14 protein-coding genes are annotated in these 13,286 nt (G+C 59.9%); 4 read left to right on the forward strand and 10 right to left on the reverse strand.

What is annotated here, in order from left to right:
- Positions 1–353 precede the first annotated feature (353 nt).
- On the reverse strand, positions 354–1,871 hold the full coding sequence (locus ACPYOD_RS04410) for a recombinase family protein (RefSeq protein ID WP_481300515.1): 1,518 nt from the start codon (positions 1,869–1,871) through the stop codon (positions 354–356).
- Positions 1,872–1,998: 127 nt separating this feature from the next.
- Complete coding sequence (locus tag ACPYOD_RS04415; protein WP_481300516.1) at positions 1,999–2,376, reverse strand: hypothetical protein; 378 nt, start codon at positions 2,374–2,376, stop codon at positions 1,999–2,001.
- A 26-nt stretch (positions 2,377–2,402) separates the two neighbouring features.
- Between ACPYOD_RS04415 and ACPYOD_RS04420 the strand changes: the two genes are divergently transcribed.
- The gene (locus ACPYOD_RS04420; protein WP_481300517.1) at positions 2,403–2,909 is read left to right on the forward strand and encodes a hypothetical protein; all 507 of its coding nucleotides are present in this window, start codon (positions 2,403–2,405) and stop codon (positions 2,907–2,909) included.
- 108 nt (positions 2,910–3,017) lie between these two features.
- On the opposite strand, the gene ACPYOD_RS04425 is transcribed toward ACPYOD_RS04420, so the two are convergent.
- The 7 genes from ACPYOD_RS04425 to ACPYOD_RS04455 all read right to left on the reverse strand — a co-directional run bounded on the left by ACPYOD_RS04425 (position 3,018) and on the right by ACPYOD_RS04455 (position 9,667).
- Complete coding sequence (locus tag ACPYOD_RS04425) at positions 3,018–3,239, reverse strand: hypothetical protein (protein WP_481300518.1); 222 nt, start codon at positions 3,237–3,239, stop codon at positions 3,018–3,020.
- Positions 3,240–4,582: 1,343 nt separating this feature from the next.
- Positions 4,583–5,005 carry a DUF6326 family protein gene (locus tag ACPYOD_RS04430; RefSeq protein ID WP_481300519.1) on the reverse strand — a complete coding sequence of 141 codons (423 nt, stop codon included), beginning with the start codon at positions 5,003–5,005 and terminating at the stop codon, positions 4,583–4,585.
- Between the two features lie 68 nt (positions 5,006–5,073).
- Positions 5,074–6,390 carry a hypothetical protein gene (locus ACPYOD_RS04435; RefSeq protein WP_481300520.1) on the reverse strand — a complete coding sequence of 439 codons (1,317 nt, stop codon included), beginning with the start codon at positions 6,388–6,390 and terminating at the stop codon, positions 5,074–5,076.
- A 980-nt stretch (positions 6,391–7,370) separates the two neighbouring features.
- On the reverse strand, positions 7,371–7,685 hold the full coding sequence (locus ACPYOD_RS04440; RefSeq protein ID WP_481300521.1) for a hypothetical protein: 315 nt from the start codon (positions 7,683–7,685) through the stop codon (positions 7,371–7,373).
- 233 nt (positions 7,686–7,918) lie between these two features.
- On the reverse strand, positions 7,919–8,248 hold the full coding sequence (locus ACPYOD_RS04445) for a hypothetical protein (RefSeq protein ID WP_481300522.1): 330 nt from the start codon (positions 8,246–8,248) through the stop codon (positions 7,919–7,921).
- 87 nt (positions 8,249–8,335) lie between these two features.
- Positions 8,336–9,316: a hypothetical protein gene (locus ACPYOD_RS04450; RefSeq protein WP_481300523.1), complete on the reverse strand. Its 981-nt coding sequence runs from the start codon at positions 9,314–9,316 to the stop codon at positions 8,336–8,338.
- A gap of 12 nt (positions 9,317–9,328) precedes the next feature.
- Positions 9,329–9,667, reverse strand: a complete 339-nt coding sequence (locus ACPYOD_RS04455; protein WP_481300524.1) for a hypothetical protein — start codon at positions 9,665–9,667, stop codon at positions 9,329–9,331.
- Between the two features lie 419 nt (positions 9,668–10,086).
- On the opposite strand from ACPYOD_RS04455, the gene ACPYOD_RS04460 reads away from it, so the two are divergent.
- A complete protein-coding gene (locus tag ACPYOD_RS04460; RefSeq protein ID WP_481300525.1) occupies positions 10,087–10,881 on the forward strand; it encodes an alpha/beta fold hydrolase in 795 nt (264 codons plus the stop codon).
- 8 nt (positions 10,882–10,889) lie between these two features.
- Here ACPYOD_RS04460 and ACPYOD_RS04465 read toward each other — a convergent pair whose 3' ends face one another.
- Entirely contained in the window at positions 10,890–11,240 is a 351-nt protein-coding gene (locus tag ACPYOD_RS04465; protein WP_481300526.1) for a hypothetical protein, read from the reverse strand.
- Positions 11,241–11,424: 184 nt separating this feature from the next.
- Between ACPYOD_RS04465 and ACPYOD_RS04470 the strand changes: the two genes are divergently transcribed.
- Both ACPYOD_RS04470 and ACPYOD_RS04475 read left to right on the forward strand, forming a co-directional pair.
- Positions 11,425–12,138 carry a FadR/GntR family transcriptional regulator gene (locus ACPYOD_RS04470; protein WP_481300527.1) on the forward strand — a complete coding sequence of 238 codons (714 nt, stop codon included), beginning with the start codon at positions 11,425–11,427 and terminating at the stop codon, positions 12,136–12,138.
- 248 nt (positions 12,139–12,386) lie between these two features.
- A complete protein-coding gene (locus tag ACPYOD_RS04475; RefSeq protein ID WP_481300528.1) occupies positions 12,387–13,280 on the forward strand; it encodes an aldose 1-epimerase in 894 nt (297 codons plus the stop codon).
- Positions 13,281–13,286: the final 6 nt, after the last annotated feature.

The following is a 13,286-nucleotide window of genomic DNA, read 5'->3' on the forward strand; positions in this document are numbered from 1 at the left end:
CTCGCTGAGTGACTAAGCGCGATCCTGGGATGTCGGCCGTAGCTTGAAGAAGAGCAAGGCCATCGGGGTGGTGGTGTGCCATCCAGCACACGAGCTCTGCATCCGACAGCACCTTCCGGATGCAACAACGAGCGACCATGAGCTGTAGGACCGGAGCGCACTCTGAGCGCTCGGCGACGTCTACCCGTATGCACCTACTCCCCGCCATGGTCAGCCAGTCGCCATCAGATGAAAGGCTGCTCATCATGCACCCGAGCGCGCGTAGCTGGGATCGACAGACATCCGACGCCAAGCGTAGGCTTGCTAGGGCGACCTGGTCTCTAGCTCGCCGCGTTTCCTCAGTCACCCACATCTCAACCTCGCGATACTTCGGCCAGATCCAAGAGGATCGCCAGCGACGGAAACAGGAAGAACCGCGCGGCGACGTCGGGCTGCTCCGTGACCATGCCTGGCCATGTTGGAGACGCGTTCGACGGCAGTACAACGTAATCGAGAGGGGTACCTCCATCCGGAGACATGCGAACGAAAACGACTAGGTCGGCGGGTCTCGAAACGGTTGGCACCCGCCATTTCCATCGGTGATGGTCTTTGGAAGCCTGGAGCAGATGAAAGGATACGGACCACGCCCCGTCGACCGTGATGGTCCAACCCGAACGACGCACGGCGGCCCCGGCATCCGTAAGCGACTCAACTGCAAACGACACAACGCTTTCCCGCCACACGGCGATCCTTTCTTTCTTCTCGCCGAAGCTGATGTCCCTCGCTGGAACGTACCCGATGAGTTCGTACGCCCGCCGGAGGCTGCCGAACCGACGCATGTACAGCTGGGGGCTGGGGGCGGAAAGAGACTCAGCGATTAGGCCGCTTGTGAGCCTCCCATGGTGGCGGAGCACACTTCGCAACGCGGTCAAGGCCTCGCTGTCCGTAATAGTCGCGCACCGCTGTTCCCGGACGGCTTTCGCTCTTAGAAACAGCTCCGGCGGAACGATGGCTTCGAACGCGCCCGGAGATCGTGTCCAGGTGCTCTCTGGTTGGGAAGCCAGGCCGCGCCTAAGTACTTGGGTGAACCGGCCATACGTATTCACGCCCATGTATTTCTCGTTGCATAGCATCTGCCGCACTGCGGTCTTAGTCCACTTCCGCCCGCCTGTCGTAGCGTTCAAACTGCGCGTTATTTGATCCGTCGGAACACCAGCAGCGGACTGTTCGAAGATCCAGCGCACGATCGCGACCTCTTCGCGAGTCCCGGGAACGAGGATCACCCTGTCGGTCGGGTACGCCTTCCTCTCGCCGCGACGCAATATCCCCCTACGCCCGCCCTTCGCGTCGACAACCATTCGCTGAAGGCCGTACCCAGGCGTTCCGCCCATGCGGTAGCCTAAGCTTGTAAGCCGTCGCTGCCCCGCGCTGACCTTCGAGGAAAGCTCTCGGCTGAACTCGGCAGCCATGGATCGCTTGAGCCCCTTCACAACCATGGCGAAGGGGGTCCCGTCGTTTTCGAACAACTCGCCGACGTAGCAGATCCGGACTCCGGCCTTCCAGCACAGGAACTCGTAATAGGCGGCCTCGTCCACGTTCTGAAAGCGGCCCCACCGGGAAACGTCCAACACAAGCACGGCTGAATAGCCCGGCGGCCCCTGTGAAATGTCACGCATAAGCGCCATCAACCCCGGCCTGTGCTCGATGGTTAGCCCGGAGAGTCCGTCGTCCCGATATGTCCGGGTAACAACCATCCCATGGGAGTTGGCGTAGCCGGTGATAGCTCGGGTTTGGTTGAGGATCGAGTATTGCTGCATCTCCGTGGACATCCGCATGTATGCGGCGACGGGGATGGGGCCATTGGGGGACGCCGGAGCAGTTGGAGCGAGCATGAGGCCGCTTCCAGGGATTCAGTCGCTATCACGCTAGACCAACCCATCCGACTTGTCGTGTAGGAACTGCTTGGGTTTTCCGACGCTATAAAAAGGCGAATGGGTTATCTGACACGGTAAAGGCCGGTCAGTCCGCCACCTTCTTCCTCGGTTTATAGGGGCGCATCGGAGTCGCAACCAGGTTCGGGAAGCTGGGGAGTCTACCGCCGAGTTTCCTCGCTAGTCTGGCCGAAGCCTCAACCTCCTTTCGTCCGCGCACAATGGCGTCGACAAATGACCGGCGGTCTTTCTCCGACTGTGTGTGCTGGTGCCAAGGATCTGACCGGCTGATGACCGTGTGCAGTTCCTCTCGGGCAAAGAGCTTCCTGCCCATGAACCGCTTGGGTGCAATGCCCAGGGATTGGTAGTGGGTCTGGAACTGGCGGACGGACACGCCGGAATAGAAGGCGGCTTCTTCTTCGGTGAACCAGTCCTTGCCCGCAATGTTGAGCGGCATCTCGGTCACTTGCGAGTCCTCAGGATAATCGGGCATTGTCCGCCACGCAGGTGAAAGCATCCAAGGTTCTAGCCTTGGTCGTCGCAGCAGGGAAGACAAGGGGAAAGCGTTACATGAAGAGGCATTTTCTATTGGCTACGATGCTCGTCGCCGCCGCTCAAGCAGCGTGTAGCACACAGTACCGGATCGAGATGGACCCCGAAGTATTCCTGGCGACTTGGAATAGAGATATGCACGGACCAGACATGACGCTCAGTCGTCACCGACGAGATGGCGACGCGGAACTGGTTTCAGAACAATGGCTTGTGGTGACTCAAAATACCAGGGATCGCAGCTGGACGCTCATCGCTCCCGAGGCGGTCGGACAGCAGACCTGTAATGAGTTGCTGGTAGCTGCGCTCGGGGTTTCGCGAAGTGCCGCGGATGCGCTCTTTGCACGAGCACAAAAGGAGAAGCGGCTCAAGGACGGGAATCTAGACTTTGAGATCGCGCACGAAGGCGGCTTGATTTGCAGGGTTGCCGTGTCGGATAGCCATAACTAACGGTCAGTGGAACTACCTGTACCCATAGGGTCGATACCCCCACCCGGTGGTATCCCTTGCAGTGGTCCTCTTCTAGGCAGCCTCAGAGCATTTCTAAAGTAGAGGCAATTAGACCGGCGACGACGACTTGAAGTTGGGGTTCTTCTGAAAGCTTCCGGTAACGATCTCTCCTACTTCGTCCACTTTCCATGCACCGACCACTGCATGAGGAGGAACGGCGTCCGAAGGTCCGAAATTGCCGCTGATCACGTAGACCCAACCGCCTGGGTTCTGCCTGGCCTCGGCACGCATGGCGTCGCTGATGTGCATGGTGGGATCGTGTTCCGTCATAGAGCTTCCTAAGTGCGATTGAGTTAAATCAAAGATTCAAACGGGTCCGACCAAGCGGGGGTCCGACGCTAGAGTGCCTCGAAATCGCTCTATACGGGGTACTCCATCGAAGACGCAGGGGTGACCCAGTAGGGTGATAGCGGGCAGGGCGGTACACATGATGGAGGGTAGCCCGCAGGCGGTTTGAGGCGGTTCCATCCATCACTACTTTAGTGATGAGTAGCAATGCAGCCCATCACACAGTGAGACGAAGTGCGACCGAAATATAGAAACGTTAGGGCGGTCTAGGAGCACCGAGAACGTATGTCTTTGCTTCCGCAAGAACACTGGATCCATGACGTTTCGTGATCAGTTCATCGAAGCGACCGCCCAGGAACTCATCCCAAGTGCAGCAGGCCGAGCCAGAACTGTGCGCGAAGCGACCAGTGGTGACCCAAACGGAGCCGTCTGGGTAAACCATTAGGCCGGCGAGGTCGCCTTCCGAGTTGTCGCTCGTCCAAGTGCGAAGGGGTCTCGGCATAAGTGCCATGCGACGGTTCCCTAGGGCGGATAGGCCGGCGGTTAGCAATCAAAGAAATCAGCGGCTTACTGTAAACAACAGCGAAATACTCTTGAGAACAATGGGTATCAATGCTCCCGTGACAGGATTGCCAGAGCAATGATCACAGCCCCCAGAACTATCGCTGTCGGTGTGGAGAGATGCCAGTTGTGCCCCGCCCACCAGAGGCCTCCTATGACGGCAAGGAGCAGGGAAGCCTCCCAAGCGAGGATGATGCCTGCACCGGCCAGTAACAGGATGCCAATGACGGTTCCGGCTCCAGCCGCGCCCCAAGCCGTTAGGGCCCAATAGCAGCCGCCGCATACGATAGCCCCGGTAAGCGTCCTGGCTACTGGCGACCGGATCGTCTGCCACCAAACCTTCAGACGCATATCCAAGGGCGGGAAACGCACCACCTTGGTATCTAATGCTTGTCGAATGCCCAAGGTCGCCACGGACGCGGGCGCAAGAGCCCACCAACCCGCATACCCCTCACTAAGTACAATAAGACCCGTGCAGATCGCCACGCCTACCACGACCCATAGCCCAATCCATGCGCGTCGCTCGATAGCGGTGAGCGGCCGGAGACTCTCGGTTGCAGGCGCTATCGCTCCCTTGTTGTTGGTTTCCATACTCCTTCCCCCTGATTGGCTGACCCCTGCGGCATATTCTAGGCCGATCTAGGCGGAAGCGAAGATGAGTAACTTTGGGAGTACGTGGCCTTGAGGTATCCCCTGAGCCGCACCAATCCTAGGTATTCGACGCCCACTCCGGCATTCCGCAGATCGCCGGGTTCCGTGCACGCCTAGGGCGCTTCCACACGAGGCCCTCTGGGCCATCGCCATGCCATGACGATCGTCGCGACCGATAGGGCGATTTCAATGCAGCCGAGGACTTGGTAGAAACGCCACGAGCCAGGCATCGTCACCGCCATGACAACTGCGTAGAAAGAACCGAGGATCACGTTCGTCCACCGGCACACCCGGGCGGGCAGAAGGGCGGACAGCACGATCATCAGCGCCGGGACAGCGAGCAATATCGCGGTGGCAACGAGGGTTCCCTGGCTCGCCGGGCCGATAGGACCGTCCCCGGCCAGCATGCCTTTCAGCTTGCCGGGCACGTAGAGTCCGAAGTAGTCGCCGTATATGTAGCAAGCCATCAGCGAGGCCCAGAGAAGAGCCAGCTTCAGGCGGACTGAAACGGGTGAGTCGATGAGCGTGGTCGCCACTGTCGTGCTCCTGCCGGGTCGGCCGACCCGAGGAAGAACAGACTAGCTGTTCTTCCTCGGGGGTGCCGTCAATCGAACCAGATCAATGGGAGGTCTCGAGTCATTGCGAGATGGATAAACGTGCCAGTGGTCGATGCATGTAGGACGACATGATGGGTGCCTGGTGTCAGCGCTCCGGCGCCCGTGGCCAGGTAGCTTGTCCCGAGGGTGCGAGTGCTCACAGATGAGGGGGCGGCAAGCTGCTGAACACCGAAAGAGCCGCGCCTTGCACCGTCAATTGTCAGGTAGAGGAAGCCTTGACCACCCGGGTCGGAAGAGTCTGCCTGAATCCTCGTCTTCCCCGTAATTAGCACAACGCCGTTATGCCCCGCGGGTATAACGATGTCGCCTTCTGCGACGACCACGTCCGATCCGACCGGCGGACAGCCTGGCCATGCCTGGCTGGTTGCGACGCAAATGTAATTGCCGACGTTGTGAGCATCTGTTGGAGCAGCGGCTGCGCCGACGACTGTCATACCTCCCGTAAGTGCCACCAAAGTCGAATCAGCGCCCACCCGGTACTGGACACTATCGGCAGGTTGGCCCACACCGTAAGGAAGGGCCGAGGACACGAGGGAGGCTGTGTGCCCAGAAGCCAGGGACGGAACGAATGCCTGTGTGAAGAAAGGCGCCTGATTCTCCGCATACTCATACATGTCGTTGTCGGACCAACTCGCCTGGTTATTGGGGAGCGTTGCTCCATCCAGGGCGATGCTAGTAAGGGGATCTCCGGCGTTTCCCCAGCGGTAGATACGCGCCGATGAGAGAGCAACGACGGGTTGCCCCGTTCCACCGCCAACCGGGAGGCTCACGTGGGTAACTGTCGGTAGTACTGCCGTACCGTCCAGTCCCGCGACATTGACGCTCGTAACGCCTGAGTCAGAGCCGCGGCTCCCGACAGCGACGGTGCTTGCAGGGTTAATGAGGACACTGAGGTTGCTATCGGCGCCGATCGTAAAAGAGCGGTTATTCTGTGAAGCTGTACGGAGTTCGACCGTGTGCATGCCTGCGCCGAGAAAAACCGCGCCAATGTTGTTGTAGCTGTGTTGCTGCGGGCTCTTGGAGACCGACCAGTCTGTGACGCTGGCGTTACCGATCGGCGCGCCATCGACAAAGATGCGGGTAGTGGCCACCGCCCCACCCCCGCTGGGTATATAGCGGCCATCCGACTGCACATATACCCAGCTATTGGAAGCCAGATTAATAACGTTGCTCAGGACTACGGTATCAGCGGAACCGACCGTACGATCAGCCGAGAGTTGGCTGTACGTTGAATTTAACTCGCCGGCGAAGGTTGGGCCGCCCAGCAGCAATAAGACCGCAGCGCAAAGGACTTTCGTTCTCATGGAGGATCCTCGGACGTGACGCAAAGGGAGAGAAAATTCTGAGCCGCCTTCCCGCACTTTGTCTGTAGGGCATTTCCTACACGCTGTTCGAGATGCACGTAGGGTTTTTCCTACAGACTTTTCTCAGCCAGATCGGCAAAAATGCGCCACCCTCCGGAGATCGACATGCGAATCGTTGCCAGCATCCTCAGCTTTGCCTGCTTGTTCCTCGCTGGGTGTGCTACGCAATCGCGAGGCTTGGCCGACGAACGACCCACGGCCGGAGCGCCGTCGACAACGCCACACTGCTCGTCAGGTCCCAACGGAAGGACAGCTGCCTGTGCTGCCACGGTCGCGATAAACGCCGCCATCGAAGCTGCTCGAAATTGACTCGATAATGGCCGGGCGAGGCTGTGAGCCGCTTCCTTGCGGCCCTGAGATAAGGGCAATGTTCAGCCAGCCCTCATTCCACTAATCGCCAAGAAGCAAGTACGTTGCAGCAGTCACATTCGGAAAGACCGGCTTCACCGTGACTGTAGGCGACGTCGATGCATGGGAGTCCTGATCGCCCGTATACGTCCCGATGAACTGGTACGACGTTGGTCCTTGGGGCAACGTAATGGGGAAAGTGACCGTGGTGTTCTGGGATCTATAAATGTACAGACCGCAGGCCAAATCCACGCAGCCAGATTCATAAACGGTGGAGTTTGCTACGGATGCCCGCACTTGCGCGACGACAGCCCCGTTCAACGAGAGCTGTACCGTACCTCCGGGAACACTATATTGAGGACCGTCGACGAGGTGTTTGCCTGTAACGACAACCGTAACGGCCACCTGTTTGCCTGGCGTGGGCTTACCGCTGACGGTGACAGTGGTTCCCGTTGTGCTATCGGCAAGGGTCGGGAGCGGTAGGAGGCCGACGCCGATTGTTGCGGCGGCTATTAAACGCCGCCCGAGCCCCCGCATCGAGTGGCCTATTGAGGAGACCATTCTTCTGGTCCTCAGTTTGCGCGAATATTGGAAGCGACGCATTGATTGCCGGCATCGGCTGAATAACTAACGGTTGCCAACGTTGCACCTCGTGCCTGTGCCGCAAGGAGCACTGCCAGCATCGATTTTCCCGGGCCAGTGTTCGGGTCGGGAAGGTAGACGATGCCGAACACGCACGGATAGCTCAGCCCTTCCTTGAACTCGACGTAGGCTTGACCGGAGGTTGCACCGACAGTGTTAATCGTCCGGTTATAGTCGTCGGTCGCAGAAGCCTGGAACGAGACGGCGGCGATCAAGCCGCCAAGCAGCAGAGTAGAGATCTTCACGGATTCCCCTTGAGTGGTTTGCCACAGATGGCGCGGGGATCATGCCGGGCGAGGATTGTTCGAGTATGTAGGCGGAGTCCTGTATGGATGTAGGGGATATCCTACATGGTGCAACAGCCTGTACAGGCGACGACGGTGTCGCGCGAAGACCCTTTGGTTCTCATGAAACGAAACAGGACGGCCCCAGCCGTCCTGTTTGGAAATCACGACCCTTCACCGGGGCTACAACTGAGTCAAGGTCCGTCCACGGCGAACGTGCGGAGGATGCACTGCGATCCGACGACGTCGTACTCCATTTGCATATGTGCATTCATGGCCTTGGCTGCCAACACCGTCGCCAATAACTGTTTGTGTCGATCGGGGGTGTCGGTGCTATCGAGGCTAAGTTCTCCATACGTGCATGGCGAACCCGTAAAAAAGACCTTTACGCCGGTCGGATAGTTTTGAACGCGCCAGCCATTCACGGCGGTATTCAATACTTGCGTGGCAGAGACCGCCCCGCTTGAAATGATCAGCGCTGCGGCTAGCGAGATGGCGATAGATTTAATTCGTTTGGCGTGCATGGTGTTCTCCGTCGGTATTTTTTGGCGGAAAGGAATCACAAATTGATAGTCATGGAGTTCGGTGTCTCTGCATCGGACGGAATGGGTTCAGTCGCCAAGCAAATAACTGATTGCGGCACTCACATTTGCGGTCTTGCCGCAGAACCATTTGCCCGCCAGCGATGCACTGCATTCTGCGTTCTTTATCCCTAAGCCGACCGGTTGATATGCACTTCTAAGACTGGAAATATCGCGTACGCCTAGACACGTCCCGCGCGTCACCCACATGAATGGTGCGAGCCACACCACATTCGGGTCCGTATTCATTCGGTTGATATAACGGTTGGGGCTTTCCTGATCTACTCCCATGCAATTGGAAAGCGATCCGGGGACGATGATGTATTTCTTTCCAGGGGCGTACGTGTTCTCCAGGCCGTTCAATGTGTTGGTCCACTCACTATCGGTGTCGCCGTAGTGGTCGAAACCCACCCAATCCAACAGCTTGATGCCTTGCGGCATCAGATAGAAGCGAGGGGTCAGCACCGAAGCAATCGGAAGACCCGTGGTGGCGGCATTTCCGCGCAGGGCCGCTACCGCATTAGCCAGCGCGGGGTGCGGGGCACCGTCCTGGTCGTTGAGCGCGGGTGGGCCGTTGGGCTCGTCAATCAGGTAGATCGAGTTGACAGTGCTTCTCTCGAGATCACCAGGAATCAGCAGCCCGCGATCGAGCATTTTCTGAACGAAGCTATTCCAATGTGCCGCCGCAGAAGGATCCAAATGATACGCATTCTCTCCCAGCGCATGCTGGAAGACGAACGGCCACGCGGGAACCATGGCGTGCACGTGGTACTGACGAGCGCGTTCCAGTTCGCCCAGAACATAGTTCTCGGACGCCGCCATGTCATCGCTGGTTCCTGACCAGAACTGGATGGAGTACAGGTTGGCATGATCTTGAAACTCGTGCAGATCGGGAACGTTAGCTACAGAAGCGTAATCGCCCCCGAAATAGCCGAAGAATTTGTCCACCGGGGCCGCATGAGACGAGAAGGGCAGAAGAAGGAGGGACAGTATTAGGGGCTTCAATGACACGACTTGCTCCTCTCAGTTGCGAATAACGATGATGTTGACGTCTTCACTGTTCACCCAGCGAGTGCAAGTGCCTGTTCCGTACACATCAATTGATACGTTCGAAGCCTTCGCCGTGAGAAGCGCGGCATACTGTCGCTTAGACGTATCGGAGTTTTCGTTCGGAAGCACCCAGAGGTTGTTGGAAGCTGCGCAGGAGGCACGGCCGGAGATGGCGCCATCTGTTTCGAAATAAACAAGTCCGTCGCTCTGGCGAACGTAAATGGCAAGAACGTGGCCGTTGACGACACCGGCGTAAGAGGGCGCGACGGCGAGAGACGACAGGACCAGAAAGCCCAGTGCTGCGATCTTCATTTTGTTTCCCCAGAGGACTTCCGTGGAGGTCACGGCGGAAGAAGGTTGAAGGCGCGAAGCACTAGATGTATGTAGGTGTGGTCCGATGTCGGTGTAGGGTGACTCCTACACAAATTTGGTGTTCGGGACGCAAGAGGTATGCCACCGCTGCGTTCTCGTCGTCGTCCCGAAGTAGGCGATGTAGTTCTTATGCGGAGTTGCGAGCGCGGTCAGTGAAGGAACGAGAGCTTGTCTGGGGCGGATGGGCCCGGTGCGAAATGCGATGGCAGCAGAAGTCGCCGAACGCAGGAACCCGTCCCGTAACCAGGTGCTCAATTGAAGTACCCGGGAAGCCAGGCGCCGAAACGGGTTCTTACAAGCCTTTAGGCATTTCGACGGCGAATAATCCCGCCTCCGAAGCCGGTGTGCCGGAGGCCGCCATGAACCGTCGCGAGTTCTCGTCCCATTTGCTTCTCGGCCTGTCTGCCCTCGCTTTCTCGGCTCGAAGCGTGGCCCAATCCGGCCCCGCCAGCCCGGGGCCGGAGAGTCGGACCCCGACGACAAGAGCTCGAAACATCGTGCTCGTCCACGGCCTTTTCGCCGACGGCTCGTGTTGGTCCGAAGTGATCCCGCGGCTTCAGGCCAAGGGCCTGAATGTGACGTCTGTCCAGAATCCGCTGACCACCTTGCCCGAAGCCGTGGATGCCTGCCGCCGCGTACTCGACAGGCAGGATGGTCCCACCGTGCTGGTAGGGCATTCCTTCTCCGGCATGATCGTTACCGAGGCAGGTGTGCATCCGAAGGTCTCCGCCTTGGTGTACATCGCGGCACGCGCCCCCGATGCGGGGGAGGACTACACCGCCCTGGCGAAGAAGTATCCAACGCCTCCCGCGTCAAAGGGCATCGTGTTCGATGGCGACGAGGGACGGCTGACGCAAGAGGCTTTCTTGCAAGACTTCGCCGGAGATCTGCCACGGGAACGCGCACTCGCTCTCTATGCGGTGCAGGAACCTTTCAGGAAGGCGCTGCTGACGGGCAAGACCTCGAATGCCGCATGGCGGCAGAAGCCGAGCTTTTATGCGGTATCGACGCAAGACCGCACCATCGATCCCGATCTGGAGCGCTTCATGGCGAAGCGCATGAATGCGCAGACGATCGAGCTGCCGTCGAGCCATGTCTCGATGATTTCGCATCCCGAGGAGATCACGGCGCTTATCCTCCGGGCGGCAGGCTGAAACGGGAATCAATCGCTACGAGCGACCCACGCACTCGGCAAATGCAGGCTGTCGCAACCGCGCTGACAGATGAGTGCACCACGCGGGCCAGCGAACTCCAGATGGCTGCCGTCGGCCAGCGCGAGGGTGAGTTCGGCACGTTTGGATGCGCCCGAGGCGGCAAGATTGCTCTTCACGACGGTGACCTCCACCGTGAAGTTGTCCGGCCCCCACGACCAGTTTGCTTCGCCCTCGTCGCCACTGATGCGAATTTCCGCCGCATCGCCCTTTTCACCGCTGACGAGGCGCCACGATTCCTGCGAACAGCCGGCGGCCAGGCAGGCGAGCAGGGGGAAAGCCGCAGTGGCAATTCGGTTCATCGTTCCGCTCCAGCCTGAGTAGGCACGTCATCGGCAGGAGCACGCGAATCTTTAGCCGGTCCGGCAGCGCGCTGGGCGGCTACGCCCCCGGTATAGGGCACCGTCGATTGACGCCCAGGGTGCGGCTGTGTAGCGTGGCCGCGCGCGATCGCGCAATGCGTTCACCCTAGGGAGCGACACCATCGTGAAGCCTGTGGCCGCGGGTAACCTGCACAGCCAAGTGGTCCGGGAACTGGGGCAACTCATCGTCAGCGGTAAGCTGGCGCCGGGTGAAGGCCTGCCCCGGGAGGAAGTGCTCGCGGAACAGATGCAGGTAAGTCGCACGGCTTTGCGCGAAGCCATGAAGGTGCTCGTTGCCAAGGGGTTGATCGAGTCCCGTCAGCGCACGGGAGCGCGCGTGCGCGAGGCCGTGCATTGGAACCAGCTCGACGCGGATGTCCTCGCGTGGCGCTGCGCCCTCATGCCTACCGAAAGCTTCGTCGAGAAGCTGGTGGAGATGCGTGAGTTCATCGAGCCCGCCGCCGCTGCCGCCGCCGCCATGCGGCGAACGCCCGAGCAACTCACCGAGCTCAGGCAGGCCTATGACGCCATGTCGGCTGCGACGGATCTCGACGACTGGGCAGAGGCCGACCTCGCGTTCCACGAAACGCTCCTGCGGGCCACGAACAACGAATTGATGGCCTCGCTGTTCTCGGTTATCGAAACAGCCCTGGGCGCGTTTTTCCTGCTTTCCGCGCGAAACTCGGCCAACTTCAAGGCCGCGTTGCCGCACCACGAAAAAGTGTACGAGGCCGTGCGCAGGCGACAGCCGGAGGTGGCGCGGCAAGCGATGTGGAAGATGGTCGCCGCGTCGCGCAGGAACATCGCCGGCCGTGGCCGCCGGGCCAAATCCGCCTGAGGCGAAATCCTGCTGTCGGTAGCGAATGCTGCGCCGCAGCTTGCAGCCGTATAATCATAAAATACTACAATTGCCCTCATCGGCGTCCGGGGCTGGATCGACGCGTCCAAAGAGGGGAGGCGGATGCAACGGAAAGTAGTTGCCTTGTCGGCATGGTCGACGGTCGCGTCGGTACGACGGCCGGCTGAAGCGTGCGCAGACCCAAGGCCGCACGCTCCTCGTTGGCTTGCGCGGCTCGCCCTGACCGCATGACCGAAACCGTACCGCTGCAGATCCGGAACGACCGGCTGAGTCTTCGTGTGCTGCCACGACTTGGCGGCGGCATCGCGGCTTTCGACTGGATCGGGAAGGGCGCTGGCGTGCCGCTGATGCGGCCATGGACGCCGGATGGAGCGAACGATCCGAACCGTCTCGCGTGTTACCCCCTGCTGCCGTGGAGCAACCGCGTTGCCCACGGCGGTTTTTTTTACGGGGGAAGACGCATCGTGCTCGAGCGTAACCGCGCCGACGATGCCTGGCCGATCCACGGTCATGGCTGGCAGCGCGAATGGACGGTCGCCAATCATGAAGCGCAGGTCCTGGTGCTGACGATGGAAGAATCTTCGCCGGAGGGCTACGCCTACCGGGCCCTGCTTGGTTACCGCCTGGATGGCGATGCGTTGCGCGTGCGCCTGCGCATAACGAATGTCGGGCATGACTCGCTGCCATTCGGGCTCGGATTGCATCCCTTTTTTCCGCTGCACGGCGGGGCGAAGCTGTACGCCCCGTCGACGTCGGTCTGGCACAACGATGGGACGAGCCCGATGCCGGTGGAACGCACCACACCGCCCGAGGCCTGGCATTTCGACCGGCTGCGCGCATTGCCCGCCGACGGTCTCAATCATGCCTTCCAGGGCTGGACGGGCGAAGCGGCGATCGAGTGGCCGCGCGTGGGATTGCGGCTGGGCATCGAGGCCGACCTCGACACCTACGTGCTGTATGTCCCGTCTGGCGGCGATTTTTTTTGTTTCGAGCCCGTCGATCATCCGATCAATGCCGTGCACCTTCCCGGTGGCCCGATCGCGAATGGCATGACGGACCTCGCGCCCGGAGCGAGCCTCGAGCGGTCGTTTGCTTTCCGGGTAGAGACCCTCCATGCCTGACATGTC

The sequence above is a fragment of the Luteibacter sp. HAY1-4A genome (assembly GCF_056755355.1).